21 protein-coding genes are annotated in these 21,294 nt (G+C 73.1%); 7 read left to right on the top strand and 14 right to left on the bottom strand.

Translation table 11 applies throughout. From position 1 onward, the window contains the following. Positions 1–35: 35 nt before the first annotated feature. The 8 genes from ACGH52_RS25965 to ACGH52_RS25930 form a co-directional block, all read right to left on the bottom strand. Positions 36–1,325, bottom strand: coding sequence for an aKG-HExxH-type peptide beta-hydroxylase (locus ACGH52_RS25965; protein ID WP_399942719.1), 1,290 nt, complete (start codon positions 1,323–1,325; stop codon positions 36–38). Continuing rightward, entirely contained in the window at positions 1,322–1,606 is a 285-nt protein-coding gene (locus ACGH52_RS25960) for a hypothetical protein (RefSeq protein WP_210974699.1), read from the bottom strand. Before ACGH52_RS25960 ends, ACGH52_RS25965 begins: the two co-directional genes overlap by 4 nt. An 89-nt stretch (positions 1,607–1,695) precedes the next feature. After that, positions 1,696–4,983 carry an SAV_2336 N-terminal domain-related protein gene (locus ACGH52_RS25955; protein ID WP_399942716.1) on the bottom strand — a complete coding sequence of 1,096 codons (3,288 nt, stop codon included), beginning with the start codon at positions 4,981–4,983 and terminating at the stop codon, positions 1,696–1,698. 7 nt (positions 4,984–4,990) lie between these two features. Continuing rightward, positions 4,991–6,055: a MoxR family ATPase gene (locus ACGH52_RS25950; protein WP_210974742.1), complete on the bottom strand. Its 1,065-nt coding sequence runs from the start codon at positions 6,053–6,055 to the stop codon at positions 4,991–4,993. Between the two features lie 151 nt (positions 6,056–6,206). Continuing rightward, positions 6,207–8,315 carry a trypsin-like peptidase domain-containing protein gene (locus ACGH52_RS25945; protein ID WP_121701146.1) on the bottom strand — a complete coding sequence of 703 codons (2,109 nt, stop codon included), beginning with the start codon at positions 8,313–8,315 and terminating at the stop codon, positions 6,207–6,209. Then, positions 8,312–8,719: a CU044_2847 family protein gene (locus ACGH52_RS25940; protein WP_238696653.1), complete on the bottom strand. Its 408-nt coding sequence runs from the start codon at positions 8,717–8,719 to the stop codon at positions 8,312–8,314. Before ACGH52_RS25940 ends, ACGH52_RS25945 begins: the two co-directional genes overlap by 4 nt. 98 nt (positions 8,720–8,817) lie before the next feature. Further along, complete coding sequence (locus ACGH52_RS25935) at positions 8,818–9,003, bottom strand: DUF6104 family protein (RefSeq protein ID WP_030190019.1); 186 nt, start codon at positions 9,001–9,003, stop codon at positions 8,818–8,820. 47 nt (positions 9,004–9,050) lie between these two features. Continuing rightward, positions 9,051–9,863, bottom strand: a complete 813-nt coding sequence (locus tag ACGH52_RS25930; protein WP_121701147.1) for a hypothetical protein — start codon at positions 9,861–9,863, stop codon at positions 9,051–9,053. A 137-nt stretch (positions 9,864–10,000) separates the two neighbouring features. Here ACGH52_RS25930 and ACGH52_RS25925 point away from each other — a divergent pair, with 137 nt between their 5' ends. Together ACGH52_RS25925 and ACGH52_RS25920 are read left to right on the top strand one after the other, a co-directional pair. After that, positions 10,001–10,951, top strand: a complete 951-nt coding sequence (locus ACGH52_RS25925) for a DUF4097 family beta strand repeat-containing protein (RefSeq protein ID WP_210974701.1) — start codon at positions 10,001–10,003, stop codon at positions 10,949–10,951. Between the two features lies 1 nt (position 10,952). After that, positions 10,953–12,017 carry a PadR family transcriptional regulator gene (locus ACGH52_RS25920; protein ID WP_121701149.1) on the top strand — a complete coding sequence of 355 codons (1,065 nt, stop codon included), beginning with the start codon at positions 10,953–10,955 and terminating at the stop codon, positions 12,015–12,017. Positions 12,018–12,083: 66 nt separating this feature from the next. Here the strand turns inward: ACGH52_RS25920 and ACGH52_RS25915 are convergent, their stop codons facing one another. The 4 genes from ACGH52_RS25915 to ACGH52_RS25900 all read right to left on the bottom strand — a co-directional run bounded on the left by ACGH52_RS25915 (position 12,084) and on the right by ACGH52_RS25900 (position 15,474). Next, positions 12,084–12,650 (bottom strand): Clp protease N-terminal domain-containing protein, encoded by a 567-nt coding sequence (locus ACGH52_RS25915; RefSeq protein ID WP_210974702.1) that lies wholly within the window; start codon positions 12,648–12,650, stop codon positions 12,084–12,086. Next, complete coding sequence (locus tag ACGH52_RS25910; RefSeq protein ID WP_059300758.1) at positions 12,650–12,859, bottom strand: helix-turn-helix domain-containing protein; 210 nt, start codon at positions 12,857–12,859, stop codon at positions 12,650–12,652. The genes ACGH52_RS25915 and ACGH52_RS25910 overlap by 1 nt, the downstream gene beginning before the upstream one ends. A 116-nt stretch (positions 12,860–12,975) precedes the next feature. After that, positions 12,976–13,941 (bottom strand): zinc-binding dehydrogenase, encoded by a 966-nt coding sequence (locus ACGH52_RS25905; RefSeq protein WP_399942709.1) that lies wholly within the window; start codon positions 13,939–13,941, stop codon positions 12,976–12,978. Between the two features lie 303 nt (positions 13,942–14,244). Next, positions 14,245–15,474 carry an NADP-dependent malic enzyme gene (locus tag ACGH52_RS25900; RefSeq protein ID WP_076976229.1) on the bottom strand — a complete coding sequence of 410 codons (1,230 nt, stop codon included), beginning with the start codon at positions 15,472–15,474 and terminating at the stop codon, positions 14,245–14,247. 640 nt (positions 15,475–16,114) lie between these two features. Here ACGH52_RS25900 and ACGH52_RS25895 point away from each other — a divergent pair. Genes ACGH52_RS25895 through ACGH52_RS25885 form a run of 3 tightly spaced genes read left to right on the top strand, consistent with a single transcriptional unit; the run spans position 16,115 to position 18,813 of the window. Further along, positions 16,115–17,074 carry an ABC transporter substrate-binding protein gene (locus ACGH52_RS25895; protein WP_399942706.1) on the top strand — a complete coding sequence of 320 codons (960 nt, stop codon included), beginning with the start codon at positions 16,115–16,117 and terminating at the stop codon, positions 17,072–17,074. A gap of 30 nt (positions 17,075–17,104) precedes the next feature. Further along, positions 17,105–18,055: an amino acid ABC transporter permease gene (locus ACGH52_RS25890; RefSeq protein ID WP_399942703.1), complete on the top strand. Its 951-nt coding sequence runs from the start codon at positions 17,105–17,107 to the stop codon at positions 18,053–18,055. Next, positions 18,052–18,813, top strand: coding sequence for an amino acid ABC transporter ATP-binding protein (locus ACGH52_RS25885; RefSeq protein WP_399942700.1), 762 nt, complete (start codon positions 18,052–18,054; stop codon positions 18,811–18,813). Before ACGH52_RS25890 ends, ACGH52_RS25885 begins: the two co-directional genes overlap by 4 nt. Positions 18,814–18,878: 65 nt before the next feature. On the opposite strand, the gene ACGH52_RS25880 is transcribed toward ACGH52_RS25885, so the two are convergent. Further along, positions 18,879–19,679 carry a class I SAM-dependent methyltransferase gene (locus ACGH52_RS25880; protein WP_399942697.1) on the bottom strand — a complete coding sequence of 267 codons (801 nt, stop codon included), beginning with the start codon at positions 19,677–19,679 and terminating at the stop codon, positions 18,879–18,881. 98 nt (positions 19,680–19,777) lie between these two features. Here ACGH52_RS25880 and ACGH52_RS25875 point away from each other — a divergent pair, with 98 nt between their 5' ends. After that, positions 19,778–20,407: an ABATE domain-containing protein gene (locus ACGH52_RS25875; protein WP_210974704.1), complete on the top strand. Its 630-nt coding sequence runs from the start codon at positions 19,778–19,780 to the stop codon at positions 20,405–20,407. Here the strand turns inward: ACGH52_RS25875 and sodX are convergent. Continuing rightward, complete coding sequence (gene sodX, locus ACGH52_RS25870; RefSeq protein WP_399942694.1) at positions 20,311–20,748, bottom strand: nickel-type superoxide dismutase maturation protease; 438 nt, start codon at positions 20,746–20,748, stop codon at positions 20,311–20,313. The two genes, ACGH52_RS25875 and sodX, sit on opposite strands and share 97 nt — an antisense overlap. A 145-nt stretch (positions 20,749–20,893) precedes the next feature. On the opposite strand from sodX, the gene sodN reads away from it, so the two are divergent. Continuing rightward, positions 20,894–21,289 (top strand): superoxide dismutase, Ni, encoded by a 396-nt coding sequence (gene sodN / locus ACGH52_RS25865; RefSeq protein ID WP_003973716.1) that lies wholly within the window; start codon positions 20,894–20,896, stop codon positions 21,287–21,289. Positions 21,290–21,294 lie beyond the last annotated feature (5 nt).

The following is a 21,294-nucleotide window of genomic DNA, read 5'->3' as shown; positions in this document are numbered from 1 at the left end:
ACGCTAACGCAACGAGGTCAATGCTGTGCGCTCTGTCATGTGGAGTTCCGGACCGCCGTCCCGAGGCTCGAGTGGTGCCGGTGCATCTCCTGCACGAAGTGCCGTCCCGTACAGGTCAGTTCATCGGATCCCCGGAGTACGGACAAGGCCTCGCCGACCTGTTCCCGGTACCGCCCGTAGCGCTCCGCGGCGCGCTGCCGCCAGGTCGCGGGGGCAGCGGAGGCCCGTTGCGCCCTCCACCACAGGTCGAGCAGGGCGAGGTGGGCGTAGGTGCCCTGGAGGACCGCGGCGGCGGGCCGCGGGTCGGGGCGCCAGGCCACCCGGTGCAGGGTGCCCCCGGGCCGGCACAGGGGCACGGAGTCGTCGAGGGCGGCGAGCTTGGTGTGGTGGGTCTCGTGGACCAGTGTCTCCGCCAGCTCCGCGGCACCGGCCGGGAGCTGGGTCAGCACGGCGCCGGGCGCGGCGCGGACGGTGGCACCCGTGGGCACCGCGCCGTCGCGTCCCGCCGCGGCGAGCGGCACCAGGGCGTGCACCAGGGCGTCCGTCTCGGCGATCCGCCCCGGATCGGTCACCGACAGCAGGACGCGGGCCCGGCGCCACCGCCCGGCCCACGCCGGGTGGTCGGTGTGCGCGCGGTCGGCCGCGGGAACCGCCGTGGGCCCTATGCCGGGGTGCGGCACCCGGTAGGGGTCGAGGTCGTCGAGGACGGCCGTACCGCCCGGCAGGGCGCGCAGCGCGGACCAGCCGTATCCGTGGCCGGTCCGGCCCCGGGCCCCGTCCTGCGCCGGGGCCCGGCGTCGCGGCAGGTCGACGGCGCCCCGCCCGGCGTCCTCCACGACCCTCAGCCGGCCGTCCCGGTCGCCCACCCGGGCCCGGCCGGAGGGGCAGCGCAGTACGCCCAGGCCGGGCAGGCCCAGGAGGCCGGAGGGCACCCGGAGGGTGCCGGTGGCCGGGCAGCCCGCGCGGGCCGCGGCGACGACGGCGACTCCCGTCAGATGAGCCAGGTGCGCCTCGAATTCCGGTCCGGCCGGCGCCGCGAGCGCCTCGGTGAGCCAGGCGCCGGTCGTCGGGTAGTCGAGCACCTCGCGCACGGCCCCCGGGTCGGTCCGCTCGGCGCGCTCCAGCAGCGCCCAGTCGTCCTCGAAGCCCCGGCGCACCGGGTGGGGCAGGTGGGCGTGCTGCCGTTCGACCCGGACGAGGAGGGCCTTGAGCAGCAGCATGCGACGCGCGTGGACCGCGGCGCGCAGTGTCTGCGTACCGGCGTGGGTGGGCCGCGTCCCGGCGAGGGCGGTGAGGACATCGGGCGGGACGGACGCCCGTGTCATTCCCGGAGCGCCCGGATCGGGGCGGTGTCGTCGGGTACGGCTGAAAAGGTACGTGGCTCGGCACGGAGGCCGGAAGGGCTCGACGAGGGTTCGTTGCCGCCGGAGTACCAGACCTGCCGGGACCCGGCCGCCCCCGCCAGCACCAGGTCGACGGCCTCCAGGACTTCCGGACCGTCCATGGCACGCAAGGTTCGCAGGTCCACGCCGTCCAGCCCGGGTGGCAGCCCGGCCCACCCTGCGTCCCCGTCCCGGACGGCGGTCCCCTTTCCCTGCTCCGCCACGCTCGGCTCCTCCCCCCAAGTCCGCACCGCACGGTCGCAACGGTTGCCCAGTTCTTCCCGACCGACCGGTAACAGAAACCCCGACTGGATCAACTGCGCTGAAACTCGGCCGAGTCGGCTCCTGCCTCCCAGGCGTGCCAGGGCGGCGCGAGGCGTCTCCATTCCTCCTCGCTCATGGCCCGCGACGCGGTGGTGCCCCGCCCGCTCTCGAGCCCGCGCCGCAGGTCCCGCTCCGCACGCCGCGTGAGCTGCACCTCGTCCCAGTCGACCTCCCGCAGCGCCCCCGTGAGCCGCTGCCACTGCTCCCGCGCCGCCCGGTAGGCCGCACCGGCCGCGCTCGGCCGGCCCAGCAGCACCAGCACCGCGCCGCGCCCGTGCCGGGCCCGCGCCACCGTCACCGAACCGGGCTCCGCCGGGTAGGCCTGCCGTGCCTCGCGCTCGGCGTTCTCGTACGCGTGCAGCGCCTCGAACAGCACGGGCGCACCGGCCCGGTACCACCCTTCGAGGCGCACCCTGCCGAGCTGCAGCCAGGCCTCGGCCCGTACCCCGACGTCGGCCGCCACCCGCACGGCCTGCCCCAGCAGGTGCCGGCTCTCGAACAGGTCGGGCAGGAAGCCCAGGTGCCGGAAGCGCTGGGCGAGGGCGCTGCCCACGAGCGCCTGCAACCGGCCGCGCTGCGCGGAGCGGGCCGGCAGGTCCTTGAGCGCCTCCCGCAGGACGGACTCGGCACGGTCCACGAGACCCGCGCCGTCCCCTCGGGAGGCCCTGCGCAGCAGCGACTCGCCCCAGGTGGTGAGGAGCCCGCAGCGCACGACGCTCTCCGGCGGCGCGAGCAGCACGGCCGTCTCATACGCCTCGTCGGCCTCCTGGGCCTCGCCCGCCGTGTCGTGGAACGCCGCCCGGGCCGCGAGGCAGGGCAGCCGCAGCTCGGGGTCGTCACCGGCGGCCCGCTCCGCCCGCAGCAGCGCGTCCCGGGTGGCCTCCTCGTCCGCCGAGGCGCCGCGCAGCGCCCGCGCCAGGTCGAGCAGGGCCCGGCTGCGCACGGAGGCGGGGGCGTCGGACTGGTCCAGCAGGGTGCAGGCGGGGCCCAGGTCGGCGGCGGCCTCGCCGTGGCGTCCCAGGTCCAGCAGGAGACGGCCGCGGCGCAGCAGCCGGGCCCGGTGGACGGCGCGCCAGGTCTCGGCGCGGTGGCGGTCCGCGGCGGACCCGGCCTCCGTGGACGCGGTGGCGCGGCGGCCTGCCGCGGGCCAGGGGGACGCGTCGGGGGCCAGGACGGCGAGTGCTGCCGTGAGGTGGGCCGGGTCGCCGGTGACGCGCCACAACGCGTGCAGCCCGGCGGCGAGTTCGAGCGCGGCCTCCGCCTGCGCGGGGCTGTGGTCCGGCGCCGCGCGGTGGGCCGCGGCCAGCTCCGCGGTGGCGGCGGCGAGGAGGTCGGCCCGGCGCTCCGGCGCGCGGCCCGCCACCGTGTCGGCCTCGGCGCGCAGCACCCGGCCGAGGACCAGCCGGGCCCGTGCGCCGTCGTCCTCGTCGGGGGCGGTGGCAGCGTCGTCGGCGGCCCGGCCGGCGGCCCGCACCGCGGCTTCGGCGTGTTCCCTCGCCCGGTGCAGCACGTCCGGGTCGGCCAGCGTCCGCCACTGGCCGAGCAGCCGCTCCGCCTCCGTCAGGGGCTCGGGCGTGACCAGGTCGGGCAGGTAGAAGCGCAGCACCCGGGCGGGGACGCGGGCGAACAGCTCGGCCTCGGCGCTGTCCCCGGCGTTCGGCCCGAAGTCCTCGTCCGGGAGGGGCGTGGTGTCGGCGGCCCCGGCGTCCCGCCCGGCGAGACGGACGGCGGCCAGCGCGGCGAAGTTGCGGGTGCCCTTGCCGAAGCGGCGCTCCACGTAGTCCGAGCAGTGCTTGAGGACCAGTCCGGCGGTGTCCTGGTCGAGGGTGGAGAGCAGCAGGTCCTGCACCCGGCCCGGGTAGGTGAAGCAGGGCTGGTCCCCGGTGCCGGGCAGCCTGCGCAGCAGCCCACCCAGCAGGACCTCCGCCAGTTCCATGGGCCCGGTGTCGGGGAGCATGGCGCGCTGGACGAGTTGCATGACGGGCAGGGTGAGCGGGGCGGCGGCCAAGTACACGGCTAGGCGCAGCGCTCCCGGCGAGGCGGTCGCCCGGAACGCGCGGACGAGTTCGTCGTCGCCGCGCACGGCCGTGCCCGGCGGGGCCGCCGGTGCCGGGCGGTGCGCCGTCCGGGCGGCCCAGGCCCGTTCACTGGTGGGGCCGGTGCCGGCCAGCAGCCGCGCCCAGGTCTCGAACGCCTCGGGCGTGGGCTGGAGTACCGGTACCGCCGCGGGGGGCGCGGCGGGCTCGTCCCACGGCTCGTCGTCCGGGTGGAAGGTGAGACGCCCGCCGAACTCGGCCGGGCGGACCAGCAGTCCGGGCTCCGCGGGCAGGGCCGTACGGCCCCACAGGCGTGGCGGCAGTGGCTGGACGATGGCCAGGGGCGAGGAACGCGGCCACTGGCGCAGCAGCCGTTGCGCCCCGCCGCTCTGCCACAGGGTGCCCACGCAGTCGCTGATCAGCAGGGTGACGGAGCGGCCCGAGGGGTCGTGCAGTTCGTCCGGCGAGCGCAGCCGCGGCGGGCGGCCGGGCTCGGCGGCGGGACCGATGGCCGGGTTCCCGGCGGCGTCGGCGTACAGGTGGTGGACCCGGACGGCGGCGAACGCCCCCGACTGCTGGCAGGCCTGGCGCAGTTCCTCGGCCAGTTGTCCCCACACGGCCATCGCGGGCCCGGTGTCCATCAGGAGGCGGATGTCGCACCGTCTGCTGCGGCCCGGCCGCGGTACGGGCAGGACGAAGCCGGTCACGGCGGCGCGCTCGGCGGTCGCCTCCTCGTCGATGCCGCCGTCGGTGTACTCGGTGCTCGCGACCCGGTAACGGCCCAGGGTGCGCAGGGCCTTCTCCAGGCCGAGGAGACCGGGCAGCGCGGTGGCGGCGGGGGCCCGCACCGGGAAGGTGGCGTGGGGGCCGCCGCTGCCGTCGGCCCGGCCGGTGGCGGTGCCCGCGGCGCGCAGTGGTACCGGGGTGGACGCCCTTGTTCCGGGGGCGGTGGGCTCCTGGGCGGGCCGTGCCGCACCGTCCGCGGTGGCGGGGTCCGGCGGCGCGGGCGGCGGCGGGGCCTGTGCTCCGCTCTGCGACGTACCGGCCGGTTCGGGGTCGGAGTCGGAGTCGGGTCCGGAGTCGGGGTCCGCGGTGGGGTCGGGGCGGGCGGCGGTGGCGCGGGGCGGTGCCGCGCCGAGCCGCCGGGCGAGCCAGACGGCGTCCGCGACGTCCTCGGCGGTGACGTCGAGGCCGGCGCGGCGCAGTCGGCCGATCAGCTCCTCCAGCGGCGCCCCCTGCATCGGACCCTCACCTCGACCGGTCGAGCCGCTGCATGAGCAGGTCCGCTATGCGCTCGCGGGTGAGCCGTTCCGCGTGGGGCGTGTGCTGGGTGAGGAAGAGGGCGTTGAGGAGTTGGTCCGCGGCCATCACCTCGCCCGGTTCCCGGTCGAGGAACCTGCCGATCAGGTCCTGTCCCGCGGCGACCCCCTCCTCGCCGAGGTGCGCCTCGACCATGGCGGTGACCTGTTCCTCCCCCGGTGGCTCCAACTCCAGTTGGATGCAGCGCCTGAGCAGCGGCGCGGGGAAGTCCCGCTCGCCGTTGGAGGTCAGGACGATCAGCGGGAAGTTGGTGCAGGCGATCCGTCCGCCGTGCACCGCCACCCGGCCGCTGTCGTGCGACAGCACCTCCACGACGGGCTGCCGGTCGGCGACGCGCTCCAGCTCCGGGATGGCGAACTCGCCCTCCTCCAGCGTGTTCAGGAGGTCGTTGGGCAGGTCGAGGTCGCTCTTGTCGAGTTCGTCGATGAGCAGGACCCGGGGCAGTTCGGAGGGCAGCAGCGCGGTGCCGAGCGGTCCGAGCCGGATGTACGCCCCGATGCCCGGGTCCCGGTCCGCCGCGTCCTCCCCGGTGTCCCCGGTGCTCCCGGCGTCCGCGCCGCTTTCGCCCGTCGCGGTGCCGCGGGCGCGCTCCAACTGGACGTCCTGGAGCCGTCCGATCGCGTCGTAGCGGTACAGACCGTCCTGCAGGGTGGTCCGGCTGACGATCGGCCAGCGCAGCACCCGGCCCAGCTTCAGCTCGTGGGCGACGGCGTAGGCGAGGGTGGACTTGCCGGTGCCGGGGTTGCCGGTGACGAGGAGCGGGCGGCGCAGGTACAGGGCCGCGTTGACGGCGTCGACCTCGGCGGGGCGGGGCGCGTAGTTCTCCGCACGGCGGCGGCGGACGCCGAGCCGCCGGGTACCGCTGGGGTCCTGAGACCCGGTCGGCGCGCCGTCCTGCGCCCGCGTGAAGTCACGCCAGGGGGGTGGCTCCGGTAACCGCCGTACGCCGTCGTGCGGCTGACCCACTCCGCGGTAGATCCGCCAGTCGTTCACCATGGGCTCCTTCCAGCTCTGGTGATCTTGCAGCGGTCCGGGCCGTTCGAGTACGACGTTACCGCCCGGCCGCCGGGCCTGCCGAGACTCCCGGACGCTCCTGCTTTCCTGTTACCCGGACACCGGGGGATCGACGGTTGGTGAGGGGTCATCAGATGATCTGTGGTCCGGCCAGCGGGGGCGGCCGCATCGTCTCCGCCCCGTACGGCGGGCGGTCCGGCGGGTCGTAGAGGACGGCGATCCTGCCCGTGAGTCCCTCGCTCCGGGCGATATCGGGGTCGAAGGCACCGATGCGCAGGTCGCGCACGTGCGGGTGCAGGCCCTCGGCGCGGCCCGCGAGGGACAGCAGGCGGGCGGCGCTGCGGTGGAACGTCCGGCACTCGTCGTGGTCGTGGCCGTCCCTGCGCCACAGCACCAGGGGGTGCCCGGCGGCGAGGGCAACGTCCATGGCCTCCCGCCCGGCGCCGCTTCCGACGGGCCCGCAGAAGACCGGAACGCAGCCGTCACCGCTGCCCGACAGCCGGCGCAGGGTGCCGTACCTGCTCTCCCGGCGCGCGCCGGACGGGTGCCCGGTGTCCGTCGACTCGCCGCGCAGCGGGATGCCGGAGAGCGGCCCGCGCGCGGTGGCCGTCCAGCGCCGGCGCCATTCGGGGATGGGGGCCTTGGCGTTGCGTCGGCGGTCGCGGAGCAGCACGGTACGGCGCAGTCCGAGCGGCATGGACTGCTCGTCGAAGAAGTCGTCCTCCTCGTACTCGCCTCCCTCACCGGCCGCGCCGTCCGCACCGCCGTCGGGGACGAGCCGCCACTCGTCTATCGGCTCGTCGAGCAGGGTGCGGGGCAGGAACGCCTCGATCACCGCCAGGTGTTCACCGCGGTCGCCCAGCCGCAGGGCCTCGGCCAGCGGCTCCCTCAGGTGCTCCTGGAGTTCGTGGCGCCGTACGCCGAGGTCGTTGCTGTAGAGGGGGGTGACGTCCCGGCCGTCGTACAGGAGGCGCACGCTCAGCGGGTAGCGCTCGCCGTAGACCGGCTCCCCGATGTCGACGAGGACGTCGGCTCCGGTGCGGGAGGGCGTCTCGCGGGCGAGGGCGGGAGCGGCGGGCCGGGTGCCGGCCGGCTCGCTCACCTCGCGGAGCAGCCGGACGATGTCCTCGCGGATCACCGGCTGGGCGTACAGGACCGCCTGCTCCCCGATCCACCGGGTGAAGTGGCCGAGCGGCTCGGGGTCGGTGTCGCCCGGGCGTTCCAGCGCGGTGTGCCGGGCCACCTTGGCGGCGTACAGCAGTACGGCGTCCAGGTCGAGTTCGGGCCTGCCCGCCTTGTCGCCGAGGTCGCGCAGCCCGTGCAGCAGGGCCGCGCCCTCCCGCCAGGTGCGCAGGTCCTCGGGGAACGGCGAGCGGAAGTCGGACTGCACCACGCGGGACTTGGCCTCCTGCACGAGGTCCGCGATCTCGCCCGGGCCGCTGGGCGGCGGCAGTTGGGCGAGGTGGCCGTAGAGGTGGAGGCGCTGGGCGGGGGTGAGGCCGGGGGTCGCGGGATCGCGCAGCCCGGCCTGGACGCGCGTCCAGTCGGTGTCCGCTCCGGGCCCGTTGAAGCGGGCCAGGTGGTGCAGGTCGTGCTCGCGCATGACGGTGTGCAGGATGTCGCCCCCGCGCAGGTCGTGCAGCTCGCGCAGCGCGGTGACGGGGACGGCGGCCCCCTCGGTCTGCCGGACGCCCTTGTTCATGGCGATGACGGAGCCGTGGCGCAGGTCGACCACGGGTCCGCCGGACAGGCCCTCGACCGGCAGGGCGCCGGTGAGCAGCAGGGCCTTGCCGTCCCGGCCGCTCGCCTCACCGACGCCGTGCCTCAGGCCGAGGGCGCCGGTCTGCCGCGACCAGCCGTGCAGCGAGACCGGGGCGGGGATGGTCGGGGCCCGGTCGCTCAGCCAGACGCAACGGGCGTCGTCCGCGCCGTGCACCCGGACGAGGGCGATGTCCGGGAAGTCCCAGCGTCCGCGACCGGCGTGCGCCGGCTCGGGCCGCGGTTTGGCGAGCACCACCTCGCCCGTGGTGGTGCCGCCCTGCCAGGTGACCCCCACGGGGCTCCGACTCCGCCACACCTCCGCTCCCCCCTTCCCCACCACGTGGGCACAGGTCAACAGCCAGCCCGGCGCTATGAAGAATCCCGATCCCCAGTACTCGCCACGCTCCGGTGCATACCCGTCACCCGGTGCGACGATGCGCGCCAGCGAGGGGCGCACCAGGTCTTCGAGGGCGCTCATACGACGCCGGACGCCGGGGGTCCGGACGGCGGAACGGCACCGCCCTCCGGTCCGGGTCGCGGTGCGCCGTCCCGACGGGCGGGTTCGGTCCAGGTCAACGACACGGTCAGTGAGGCGTTGCCGCCGCCCCCCGCGATGGCGCCCACGACGGTGCCCGCCTGCGCCGACAGCTCGATGCCGAAGCCGACGGAGACCTCGACGGATTCCTCGGTGTCCAGTCCGGCGCGCAGGGAGCGCACGACACCGCCGACCGTGTCGGCGAGGCCCCCGGCCATGTCGATGACGCGGTCCCGCACTCCGGTGTCCTCGAAGCCGTCCCCGGCCGCCGCGTCGTCGGACGCGCTCACTCTGGCCCAGACGACGGTCCCGTCGTCGAGCCGTATCTGTTCGATCCCACCGGCCACGGCGCCCCCGTCCGTTCGCTTCCGGCTCCCCCGCTGCTGTGGAGGTGTCTTACCCCACCGGGGGGAGCAGGTTAAACCCCGGGCCGTGCCGAGTGGTTCTACTCCTCGTCCTCGTCCTCGTCGTCCAGCCGGGCGAGCCAGGTGGCGAGGCGTTCGACGGGCACCTCGAAGTCCGGGTTGAGGTCGACGAACGTACGCAGCTGTTCGGCGAGCCACTCGAAGGTGACTTCTTCCTCTCCGCGCCGCTTCTCCAGTTCCTCGATGCCGCGGTCGGTGAAGTACATGGTGGTGTTCTCCTGCGTGCGTCCGTGTTCCGAATCCGCCCCCAAGCCTATGCAAACGGCGCCGCGCGGGTGCCGGGGCGCAGGAGGAGCGACATGCCGTGTACGGCGAGCAGGGCGCCCACCGTGGTCCAGCCGCCGCTGTGGTGCCGCGCGCCCCAGGCCAGGAGCGGGGCCCCGGCCGCCACCTCGGCCAGGGCGAGGGTCCGGCCGGCCGGGCCGTACGCGCCGGGCGGCCGGACGGCGGGGCGGGCGGCGGCGCGCCCTCGCGCCGCCCCGGCGGTCCACCGGGCGTCGGGCAGGGCGCGGGCGCGCTCCAGGAGGCGACCGGCGGGTGCGCCCGGGTCGAGTCCGGCCGGAAGCGTCACTCCCGCGCGCGTGAGGACCGCGAGCAGACCGCGCATCCGCGCGCGGGCGTCGGTCTCGGGGTCGGGCCTGGTCAGCCGCTCCAGCGACTGCACGTCGAGGACCGGGTCCAGGCCCAGCCGGGCGGCGAAGGTGCGCATCGCCTCGTCCTCGCCGGCCGGCGTGCCGTTCGCGAGCCACACGTAGCTCACCGGGCGGCGGAATCCGGACGCGAGGGTGTACCCGGCCCGGTCGGCGTCCCACCACAGGGCGACGACGGGCCAGGGGGCTCCGACGGCGAGCGCCGCGGCCCATCCGGTGACGACGCGGTCGACCGGCTCGGCCCCGTCCCGCCAGGGCCCGCCCTCCGGCACGAGCGCGCTCCACTCCCCACCGGCCCCGACCAGCGGCATCCGTTCGCCCAGCAGGGGTGCGACGGCGGCGACGGAGTCCGGCTCGGCGCGGCAGAGCAGCAGGGCGCCGGGAGCGGGCGCGGACACGGACTCTTCCGTCGACATAGTGACAAGTTAGGGCAGATCGACCCACCCGGCCGATCGCTGATCACCAGAACGGGTGTCTTGACTTTCCATGCCCGCGATATATCGTGAATCGGGAGGGACGCGATATGGCGCGTTCGGTCAAGGAGGTCTGCACCATGTCCGAGTGGTCCGTCGCGGAGCCCAGGAAGCTCACCTTCGACGAGTCCGTGAGCCGGCTCCACGTCCGCATCGTCGGCGGAACGGTAAACGTGGTGGGCACCGACGAAGGTTCCGCCCGTCTGGAGGTCTCCGAGATCGAGGGGCCACCCCTCGTCGTGACCCACCAGGACGGCGTGCTCACGGTGGCCTACGAGGATCTGCCCTGGAAGGGCTTCCTCAAGTGGCTGGACCGCAAGGGCTGGCGCCGCAGCGCGGTGGTCTCCCTCGCGGTGCCGACCGGCACCCGCGTGGAGGTGGGCGCGGTCAGCGCCGCGGCCGTGGTCTCGGGCCTCGACGGAGCCGCCGAGGTCAAGGGCGTCTCCGGGGACACCACCCTGGTGAGCCTCGCGGGCCCCGTCCGCGCGGACACCGTCTCGGGGAACGTGGAGGCCCAGGCCCTCACCGGCGACCTGCGCTTCAACTCCGTCTCCGGCGACCTGACGGTGGTCGAGGCGGGCTCCTCCGTGCGGGCCGACTCGGTGAGCGGATCGATGATCGTCGACCTGGACCCGGTCGGTGGGCCCACCGACATCAGCCTGAACAGCGTCTCGGGCGAGATCGCCATCCGGCTGCCCCAGCCGGCCGACGCCCGGGTCGAGGCGAACACGGCCAGCGGCATGGTCAGCAGCGCCTTCGAGGACCTCCGGGTGGGCGGCCAGTGGGGGGCCAAGCGCATCACCGGCCGGCTCGGCGCGGGCAACGGGCGGCTGAAGGCCACCACGGTCTCCGGCTCGATCGCCCTGCTCCGCCGCCCGGCGGAGCAGGAGACCCCGTGGGAGCGGGAGCCGGAGGACTCCGACCCGGCGGGCCGGACGCAGGGCGACTCGGGGGACAATTCCGCTTCCGTCCGGGACCAGGGCGCCACCGACGCCCCTTCCGACGGCACGACCGACAAGAAGGTGCTCTGACATGCCCCCCGTCTTCGCCCACGGCCGCCTCCGGCTCTACCTCCTCAAGCTCCTGGACGAGGCCCCGCGCCACGGTTACGAGGTGATCCGGCTCCTCGAAGAGCGCTTCCAGGGCCTGTACGCCCCGTCCGCGGGCACCGTGTATCCGCGCCTGGCCAAGCTGGAGGCGGAGGGCCTGGTCACCCACACCACCGAGGGCGGCCGCAAGGTGTACGCCATCACGGACGCCGGGCGCGCCGAGCTGGCCGACCGCAGCGGCGAGCTGGCCGATCTGGAGCTGGAGATCCGCGAGTCCGTCGCCGAGCTGGCCGCCGAGATCCGGGCCGACGTGCGGGGCGCGGCCGGCGATCTGCGGCGCGAGATGCGGGCCGCGGCCACCGCGGCGCGCCGGAACACCTCGGGGGCGCACGACGAGGGGAGCGGCTCCGCCGACGGTGCCGGGGACACCGACGAGAAGGAGGCCTGGCGGGCCGCGAAGGAGGAGATGCGGCGGGTCAAGCAGGAGTGGAAGGAACAGGCCCGGCGCGCCAAGGACGAGAGCCGCCGCGCCCGTGACGAGGCCCAGCGGGCCCGGCGCCAGGCCAAGGAGGCCCAGGAGCGGGCCCGGGCCCAGGCGCAGGAGGAGGTCCAGCGCATCGCCCAGCGCGTGCAGGAGCAGGTGCAGGACCACTTCTCGCGGGGCGACTGGCCGACGGGACTGCGCGAGGGGCTGAGCGAACTGGCCAAGGAGGTCGGCGACTTCGGCAAGGACTTCGGGAAGGAGTTCGGCAAGGACTGGGGCTTCGGCCGCACCGACACCGGGAGCACCGCCCACCGGCCCGAGTACTCCGGCACGCCCGAGGACTTCCCCGCCGGATACACCCCGAGCTGGGCCCACGAGGACGCCGCGGAGTCGACCGGCGACCCGGCCCGCGACCTGGACCGGCTGCTCGACCGCTTCCGGGACGACATCCGCGACGCGGCCCGGGACCACGGTGTGACGGCCGACCAGGTCCGCGACACCCGCCGCCGCCTGTCCGAGGCGGCGGCCCACATCGGGGCGATCCTGCGCACCCCGAAGAGCTGAGCCCGGCAGGGCACGACACGGCGCCCCGCCGTCCCCCAGGGGCGCCGCGCGGCCGGGGAGGCGCCGTCAGGCGCAGGCCTCTCCGGCGTCGCCGCCCAGCACCCTGGTCAGCGACTCGTGGGTCACCCCGTGGTCGGCGAGCACCTCGGCGGGCACACCGGGGCGCAGGACCAGGGCGAGGAGGAGATGCTCGTCCCCGATGTGCCGGTCGCGGCGGGCGACGGCGACCCGCAGCGCCTTCTCCAGGACCTCCTTGGCGCCCCGGCTGAAGCTCCGGTGCCCGGTCCACCAGCGCCCGCCCTTGCGGTCGCCGACGGACATCGCCCCCACGCCGTGGGCCTCCTCGACCTTGGCGACGATCTCCGTGACGTCGATCCCCAGTCCGGCGAGGGCCTCCGTCTCGGACTGCGACAGACCCGCTCGGCGCCGCGCGTCCCGCAGCGCCCGACGTACCGCCTCCCGGTGCTCGTCGACGCCGAGTGCCGCCAGGGCGAAGGAGGCGCGGCTGCCCTCCCGGTCCAGCAGGGCGAGCAGCAGGTGCTCGGGCTCGACGGCCCCCGCCCGCACCTCCTCGGCATGCCCGACCGCCCCCTGCACGACCGCGCGGGCGTCCTTCGTGAATCGCTCGAACATCAATGCCTCCCGTACTTCTTGTGCACGGCCTGCCTGCTGACCCCGAGTTCCGTGGCGATCTCCTGCCAGGACCACCCCTGCTGCCGCGCGCTGCGCACCTGTACGGCCTCCAGCTGCTCCACCAGCTTCCGCAGGGCGGCGACGGCTCGCAGGCCGATCCGGGGATCGCGGTCCCCCGCACGCGTGGCGAGATCCGTTGCTTCACTCATAGTGTCAACGTAAGTTGACATCCCGTAATTGTCAACCCTGGTTGACACGCGAGGCCGGGCGGCGCACGCGAACGGCGGGCCCGGGGAACCGGACCCGCCGCAGGTGAGAAAACGCGTCAGGAGTTGCTGAGCACGATCTTGCCGAACTGCTCCCCGGAGGCCATCCGCTCGAACCCCTCACGGGCCCGGTCCATCGGCAGCACCTCGTCGATGACGGGCCGTACACCGGTGGCGGCGCAGAACGACAGCAGGTCCTCCAGCTCGTCCTTGGAGCCCATCGTGGAGCCGACGACCTTGAGTTCCAGGAAGAAGATCCGGGTCAGCTCGGCGTGGGAGGGCCGGTCGCCACTGGTAGCACCGGAGATGACCAGCGTGCCGCCCGGCCGGAGCGACTTGATCGAGTGCGACCAGGTGGCGGCGCCCACGGTCTCGATCACGGCGTCCACCCGCTGCGGCAGGCGCGCACCCGTCTCGACGGCCTCCACCGCACCGAGTTCCAGGGCCCGCTTGCGCTTGGCCTCGTCCCGGCTGGTCGCGAAGACCCGCAGTCCCGCCGCCTTGCCGAGCACGATCGCAGCCGTGGCGACCCCGCCACCGGCGCCCTGCACCAGCACCGAGTCACCGGGACGCACCCCGGCGTTGGTGAACAGCATCCGGTACGCCGTCAGCCAGGCGGTGGGCAGACAGGCGGCCTCCTCGAAGGAGAGCTCCTTGGGCTTGGGCAGGATGTTCCAGGTCGGCACGGCGACCTGCTCGGCGAACGTCCCCGGGTAGCGCTCGGTGAGGATGGAGCGGGGCTCCTCGGGGCCGACCCCGTGGCCGGTCTGGCCGATCACGGAGTGCAGGACGACCTGGTTGCCGTCGGCGTCGATCCCGGCGGCGTCGCAGCCGAGGATCATCGGCAGCCGGTCCTCGGGGAGGCCGACGCCGCGCAGGGACCACAGGTCGTGATGGTTGAGGGAGGCAGCCCTGACATCGACGACACTCCAGCCGGGCCGGGCCTCGGGAGCCGGAAGCTCTCCCAACTCCAGGCCGGCCAGCGGCTGGTCGCGGTCGATTCGGGCGGCGTAGACAGCGAACATGACCTTGACGATAGGTTCCCCACCGCCCAACGGGAACCACAGCCCCGTGTGACACACCCCCTCTTGCGCCCCGTAGCTGCGGGCAGTCGTGCCGCTGGGGCGATGGGGGTCCCCCCGCTCGAGCGAAGCCGAGAGTGGGGGAGGGTGGGCGCAGCGGCACCCGGCCGGCGCCGGTCAGCGCCGCCACCCCCGCCCAGCACCAACGCACCCGCACCGCACCCCGCACCCGCACCCGGAAGACAAGCGGCCCCGCCCACCAAGGACGAGGCCGCTCACCACAAGCCACACACAGGGCTCACACCGTCACCGGCGCGCAACCCCCTCCGCCCGCGCCGCCGCGGCCACAGCGGCCGTCACGGCCGGCGCGACCCGCTCGTCGAACGGCGACGGAATGACGTAGTCCGCGGCAAGGTCGTCCCCCACCACGGAGGCCAGCGCCTCCGCCGCAGCCAGCTTCATGCCCTCGGTGATCCGAGACGCCCGCACCTGCAGCGCGCCCGCGAAGATGCCCGGGAAGGCCAGCACGTTGTTGATCTGGTTCGGGAAGTCCGAGCGCCCCGTCGCGACGACCGCCGCGTACTTGTGGGCGACCTCCGGATGCACCTCGGGGTTCGGGTTGGCCATCGCGAAGACGAACGCGCCCTCGGCCATCGAGGCCACCGCCGGCTCCGGCACCGTACCGCCGGAGACGCCGATGAAGACGTCGGCACCCGCGAGGGCGGCCTCCAGCGGGCCGGACAGCCCCGCCTTGTTGGTGAAGGAGGCCAGCTCCTGCTTGACCGGCGTCAGGTCGTCCCGGTCGGCCGAGACGACGCCCTTGCGGTCGGCGACCGCGACGTCCCCGATGCCGGCCTCCACCAGCATCCTGGCGATGGCGACACCCGCCGCGCCCGCGCCCGAGATCACCGCCCGCAGCTCGCCCAGCGTCCGCCCGCTCAGCCGCGCCGCGTTCCGCAGGGCGGCCAGCGTCACGACGGCCGTGCCGTGCTGGTCGTCGTGGAAGACCGGGATGTCCAGGCGCTCCTGGAGCTTGCGCTCGATCTCGAAGCACCGCGGCGCCGAGATGTCCTCCAGGTTGACACCGCCGAACGAGGGCGCGAGCCGGACCACGGTCTCGACGATCTCGTCGGCGTCCGTGCAGTCCAGGGCGATCGGGACCGCGTCCACTCCGCCGAACTGCTTGAAGAGGATGGCCTTCCCCTCCATCACCGGAAGGGACGCCTCCGGCCCGATGTCACCGAGTCCCAGCACCGCCGTACCGTCCGTCACGACCGCGACGACCGAGGACTTCCAGGTGTAGTCGTGGACGAGGTCCGGCTGCTCGGCGATCGCGCTGCACACTTTCGCGACGCCGGGCGTGTACGCCAGGGACAGGTCGTCCTTGTCGCGGATCGGCACGGTGGCCTGCACGGCCATCTTGCCGCCGCGGTGCAGCGCGAACGCGGGGTCGAAGGAGTCGAGCGGCTCGGCGCCCTCCCCCTGCTCCGCACCGGCTTCGCTGTCGCTGCGAGGATTGACGATCTCCGCTGCCACTTTGTCTTACCCCTTAAGAGTTCATGGTTTGAGGGTTTGTCCACTCCTGGTGAGGAATGGGCGGGCACCGCACAGGGAGATGGCTGTCTGGGCCACGTGGACCCTGCGCGACGGGCGCGCCGCACACGCGCCCTGAGCCCCTGATGAGGGGTGTAAAGAACCTTCTTACCCGACGGACGCCTCCCGCGACGAGTCCGATAAGCGCAAGCTCACATGCCGGACCCCGAACGCCGCATGTCGGTGACATGGCTCATAGCCGGGGTTCCGGACAACCTCCCGAGACCTCTTGACAGACTCGCCCCCGACTCCTTCAACAGCCCCGTGCACCCGCGATCCATGGCGGGATAACGAGAAATTCCGCAGATCTTCCGGCCGGAGGGGCAGATTCCCGTAAAGGTTCGGTCGTGATGTACCGACCTGGTGCGGTTCGGGGGCCGACCCGTTATCCGATTTTGACATGACGGCCCCCCTGAACGGCCGAGTCCGAATGGCAAGATGCCGTAATCACACGAGGTCGCGGCACTCGAAGGTGTGTGCTCTCGTCGACCCACGGCACCGGCCGGTCCCCCGGCCGGCGTCTCGTCCCACCGGAACTCCACCGTCCCCATCGGCAACTCCCTCATCCGCCGGAGGAACCACCATGACCGCACGCTCCACCCGTCGTACGACCGCCGCGCACTCCCGGCTAGCAGCGGTCGGTGCGATCGCGGTCGCAGGCGCTCTGCTGCTCACCGGATGCGGCGACCAGACCGAGAACAGCGACTCCGGCAGCGACAACCAGTCCGCGGCGGGCGCTCCGCTCGCCGACAAGCTCCCCCAGTCCATCCGCGACAAGGGCACCGTCAAGGTCGGCTCCGACATCGCGTACGCCCCGGTCGAGTTCAAGGACGACTCCGGCAAGACCGTCGGTATCGACCCGGACCTCGCGGACGCGATGGGCAAGCAGCTCGGGGTGAAGTTCGAGTTCGAGAACGGCACCTTCGACACCCTCATCACCGGTCTGCGTTCCAAGCGGTACGACATCGCGATGTCCGCGATGACCGACACCAAGGACCGCCAGGAGGGCATCGACTCCGACACCGGCAAGAAGGTCGGCCAGGGCGTCGACTTCGTCGACTACTTCACCGCCGGTGTCTCGATCTACACCAAGAAGGGCGACGACCAGGGCATCAAGACCTGGTCCGACCTGTGCGGCAAGAAGCTCGTGCTCCAGCGCGGCACGGTCTCCGAGGACCTCGCCAAGGCCGAGAACGAGAAGTGCCCGGCCGGCAAGAAGATCTCCATGGAGGCCTTCGACAACGACCAGCAGGCCCAGACCCGCCTGCGCGCGGGCGGCGCGGACGCCGGCTCCTCCGACTTCCCGGTGGCGGCGTACGCGGTGAAGACCTCGGGCGGCGGCAAGGACTTCCAGCTCGTCGGCAAGCAGGTCGAGGCCGCGCCGTACGGCATCGCGGTCGCCAAGGACAACACGCAGCTGCGCGACGCCCTGAAGGCGGCGCTGGACGCGGTGATCGCGAACGGCGAGTACAAGAAGATCATGGACAAGTGGGGTGTGGCGGAAGGCGCCGTCACCCAGGCCACCGTCAACGGCGGCAAGTGACCGCGCGGCGGGCGCTGAAAGGCAACATCCGTGACTGTTGACATCGACAAGACGGCGGGCGGCCCGGGTGGCACCCCGCCGACCCCGCCGGAGGCCATCAAGGCCATCCCGGTCCGGCACTACGGACGGTACGTCTCCGCGGTGGTCGCGATCGCGCTGCTGGCCGCGGTCGTCTACGCGTTCTCCCAGGGCAAGATCAACTGGGGCACGATCCCGGACTACTTCTTCGACGACCGCATCCTGTCCGGCGTGGGCAAGACGCTGCTGATCACCGTCCTGGCCATGCTGATCGGCATCGTCGGCGGCATCCTGCTCGCCGTGATGCGGCTGTCGAAGAACCCGGTGACCTCGACCATCGCGTGGTTCTACATCTGGTTCTTCCGCGGCACGCCGGTCCTGGTGCAGCTGATCGTCTGGTTCAACCTGGGCCTGGTCTTCGAGTACGTCAACCTGGGTCCGGTCTACCGCGACGAGTGGTCGGACTTCATGACGCCGTTCCTGACGGCGCTGCTCGGCCTCGGTCTCAACGAGGCCGCGTACATGGCGGAGATCTGCCGCGCCGGTCTGCTCGCGGTCGACGAGGGCCAGACCGAGGCGGCGCACGCGCTCGGCATGAGCCACTCCAAGACGCTGCGCCGGATCGTGGTCCCGCAGGCGATGCGCGTAATCGTGCCGCCGACGGGCAACGAGGTCATCAACATGCTGAAGACGACCTCGCTGGTCTCGGTCGTCCAGTACCCCGAACTGCTACGCGCGGCTCAGGACATCGGCCAGACCTCCGGCGCCCCCGCCGAGATGCTGTTCCTGGCCGCGGCCTGGTACCTGCTGCTGACCTCGGTCTTCAGCATCGGCCAGTACTACCTGGAGCGCTACTACGCCCGCGGCTCCAGCCGCAGTCTGCCGCCCACCCCGCTGCAGAAGATCAGGGCGAACCTGTTCTCCCTGTCGAACCGCTCCAGCACGACGGGAGGTGCGGCATGACCGCCATGGTCAAGGCCGAGGGCGTGCACAAGTCCTTCGGCGCCGTCGAGGTCCTCAAGGGCATCGACCTGGAGGTGAAGCAGGGCGAGGTGTTCTGCCTCATCGGCCCCTCCGGCTCCGGCAAGTCCACCTTCCTCAGGTGTATCAACCACCTCGAGAAGATCAACGCCGGGCGTCTGTACGTCGACGGCGAGCTGGTCGGCTACCGCCAGAAGGGTGACAAGCTCTACGAGCTGAAGGACAGCGAGGTCGCCGTCAAGCGCCGGGACATCGGCATGGTCTTCCAGCGCTTCAACCTGTTCCCGCACATGACGGCCGTGGAGAACGTCATGGAGGCGCCGGTCCAGGTCAAGGGCATGAGCAGGCCCCAGGCCAGGGACCGCGCGTGGGCGCTGCTGGAGCGCGTGGGCCTGGCCGACAAGGCCGGCAACTACCCCTCGCAGCTCTCCGGCGGCCAGCAGCAGCGCGTCGCCATCGCGCGGGCCCTGGCGATGGACCCGAAGCTGATGCTGTTCGACGAGCCGACCTCGGCGCTCGACCCCGAGCTGGTCGGCGACGTCCTCGACGTCATGCGCGACCTCGCGGAGTCCGGCATGACGATGGTCGTCGTCACCCACGAGATGGGCTTCGCCCGCGAGGTCGGCGACAGCCTGGTCTTCATGGACAACGGCGTGGTGGTCGAGTCGGGCAACCCGCGCGCCGTCCTGACCGACCCGCAGCACGACCGGACGAAGGCGTTCCTGTCCAAGGTCCTCTGACCGTCCGCACGATCACACGCCGAGGGGCGGTACGGGTTCCCGTGCCGCCCCCTCCGCGTGTGGTCCTACTTGACCGCCAGCAGCAGGGTGTCCGACGGCGAGCACCACACCGGCCGCGCCTCGCCGAAGCCCTTCTCGCGCAGCACGCGCGCGTGCCAGGCCGCCGAGGGCATCTCGCCGTCGGCGTGCTCGCCGTAGATCTCGAAGCGGCGGGCGGTGGGCCCGGCGAGCACCGGGTCCTTGGCGGCGAGCTGCCACCACTCGGCCCAGTCCAGGGCGCCCTCGCCCTTGGCGGCGTCCATCCGCGCGTGCCGCCGGGCGCGCTCGGCCGCGTTGATCCTCGGCGTCGTGTCGTCGATCATGTGGTCCGCGTTCATGAAGACACCACCGTCGCGGACCAGCTCCGCGACCCGGCCGTAGAGATCCGCGAGGGGTTCGGCGTGGAACCAGTGCAGGGCCGTCGCGGTCAGCACGGCGTCGTACGAGCCGTACGGCAGCTTCGACGGCCAGTCGGGGTCCTTGAGGTCGGCGGTGACGAAGGAGACCCGCTCGTCGTCCGCGAAGGTGCCCTCGGCGATGGCGAGGAGCGCGGGGTCGAGGTCGACCCCGGTGCTCGTGGCCTTGGGGAACCGGGCGAGCAGCCGGGCCGTGATGGTGCCGGTGCCGCAGGCCAGGTCGAGCACGCGCGGCGCGGGGCCGACGAGGGCCTCGACCATGTCCAGCATGATCCGGAACCGTTCCTCGCGGTCCGGCATGTACCACTCCTGCTGCCGGTCCCAGCTCTGCTGCCAGGCCTGCCAGTCGGCACCCCCCGCGGTGGTCGTGGTGGCGGTCGTGGTGGCCGTGGTGCTGTCCGCGTTCGTCATCGAGCCCCTCCGTGTCGCGTCGCGTAATACCCTGGAAGCACGATCAGCTGTTACCTGACCGCAGGCATGACCATAGAGCCCCTTCGTAAGGACTACAAGTGGAACTGGCCTATTACTCGGATTACGCCGTACGTCTCGTCAACACCGAGGAACCGTCGCGGGGACAGGACTCCCTGACCTCGGTGGAGGCCGTCCGTGAGCTCTTCGGCGCCAACCAGTCGGCGGCCCGGCGCGCGTCCGACGCCGACGTGACCCGGTTCCGTTCGGTCCGGGGACGGCTGCGCGCGGTCTTCGAGGCGGCCGACGGCGGCGACGAGACCCTCGCCGTGGACCTGCTGAACTCACTCCTCCTGGAGTTCCCGGTGAGCCCGCAGATCTCCGGGCACGACCACCGGGCGGAGGACGGCAGCCCGCTGTGGCACATGCACCTGGCGGACCACCCCTCCAACGCGACCGCCGGTTTCGCGGCCATCGCGGCGATGGGCCTGGCCTTCCACCTCACCGAGTACGGCGTGGACCGGCTGGGCCTGTGCGAGGCGGCCCCCTGCCGCAACGCCTACCTGGACACCTCCACCAACCGCTCCCGGCGCTACTGCTCCGACCGCTGCGCCACCCGCGCCAACGTGGCGGCCTACCGCGCCCGCAAGCGCCTGGAGGCGGACCGGTCGGCCGGCACCGGCCTGACCGCCGACAGCGCCCAGCGGACCGCGGCGAGCGGCGAACGCTGACCCGGCCGCGGCGGCCGGTACCGGAAGCGGACCCTGCCCAGCACCAGGTCCTGCGGGACCACCCCGTAGTCGGTGCTGTCCCCGCCCGCGAACGCGTTGTCCCCGAGCACCCACCAGCCGGTCCCGCGCCGTTCGGCCGCCCGCTTGACCACGAGCAGGTCCTGCTGGAAGGGATGCCGCAGTACGACCACGTCACCCGGCCGGACCCGCGCTCCCCAGTGCACGAGCAGCACGTCGCCGTGGTGCAGCGTGGGCACCATCGACGGCCCGGTCACCTCGGCCGGCCCGAAGGGCAACGCCCCTCTGGCGCGCTCGGTCTCCTGCGACAGTTGCTCCGGCATCACCCGGCACCTCCCCGGTCTTTCCTCCACCAGTCTCAGTCTCACCCCGGACTTTTGTCCTAAGCCCACGGGGGCACTCGCGAAATCGGGCTTCCCAGGGAGTAATGTCCCCCCTGAGAAGACGATCACGAGGAAGGAACGCTTCATGCTTTCCCGCCTGTTTGCCCCCAAGGTCACGGTCAGCGCCCACTGCGACCTGCCCTGCGGCGTGTACGACCCGGCCCAGGCCCGCATCGAGGCGGAGTCGGTGAAGGCCGTCCAGGAGAAGATGGCCGGCAACGACGACCCGCACTTCCAGACGCGTGCCACGGTCATCAAGGAGCAGCGCGCCGAGCTGGCGAAGCACCACGTCTCCGTGCTGTGGAGCGACTACTTCAAGCCCCCGCACTTCGAGAAGTACCCGGAGCTGCACCAGCTGGTCAACGACACCCTCAAGGCCCTGTCGGCCGCCAAGGGCTCGAAGGACCCGGCGACCGGCCAGAAGGCCCTGGACTACATCGCCCAGATCGACAAGATCTTCTGGGAGACCAAGAAGGCTTGATCTTC

Origin of the sequence: Streptomyces sp. BBFR25, from assembly GCF_044590125.1 — a bacterium.
GTDB lineage: Bacteria > Actinomycetota > Actinomycetes > Streptomycetales > Streptomycetaceae > Streptomyces > Streptomyces canus_D.
The sequence above is the reverse complement of the archived record's forward strand: the minus strand, read 5'-3'. Positions and strand labels throughout refer to the sequence as shown.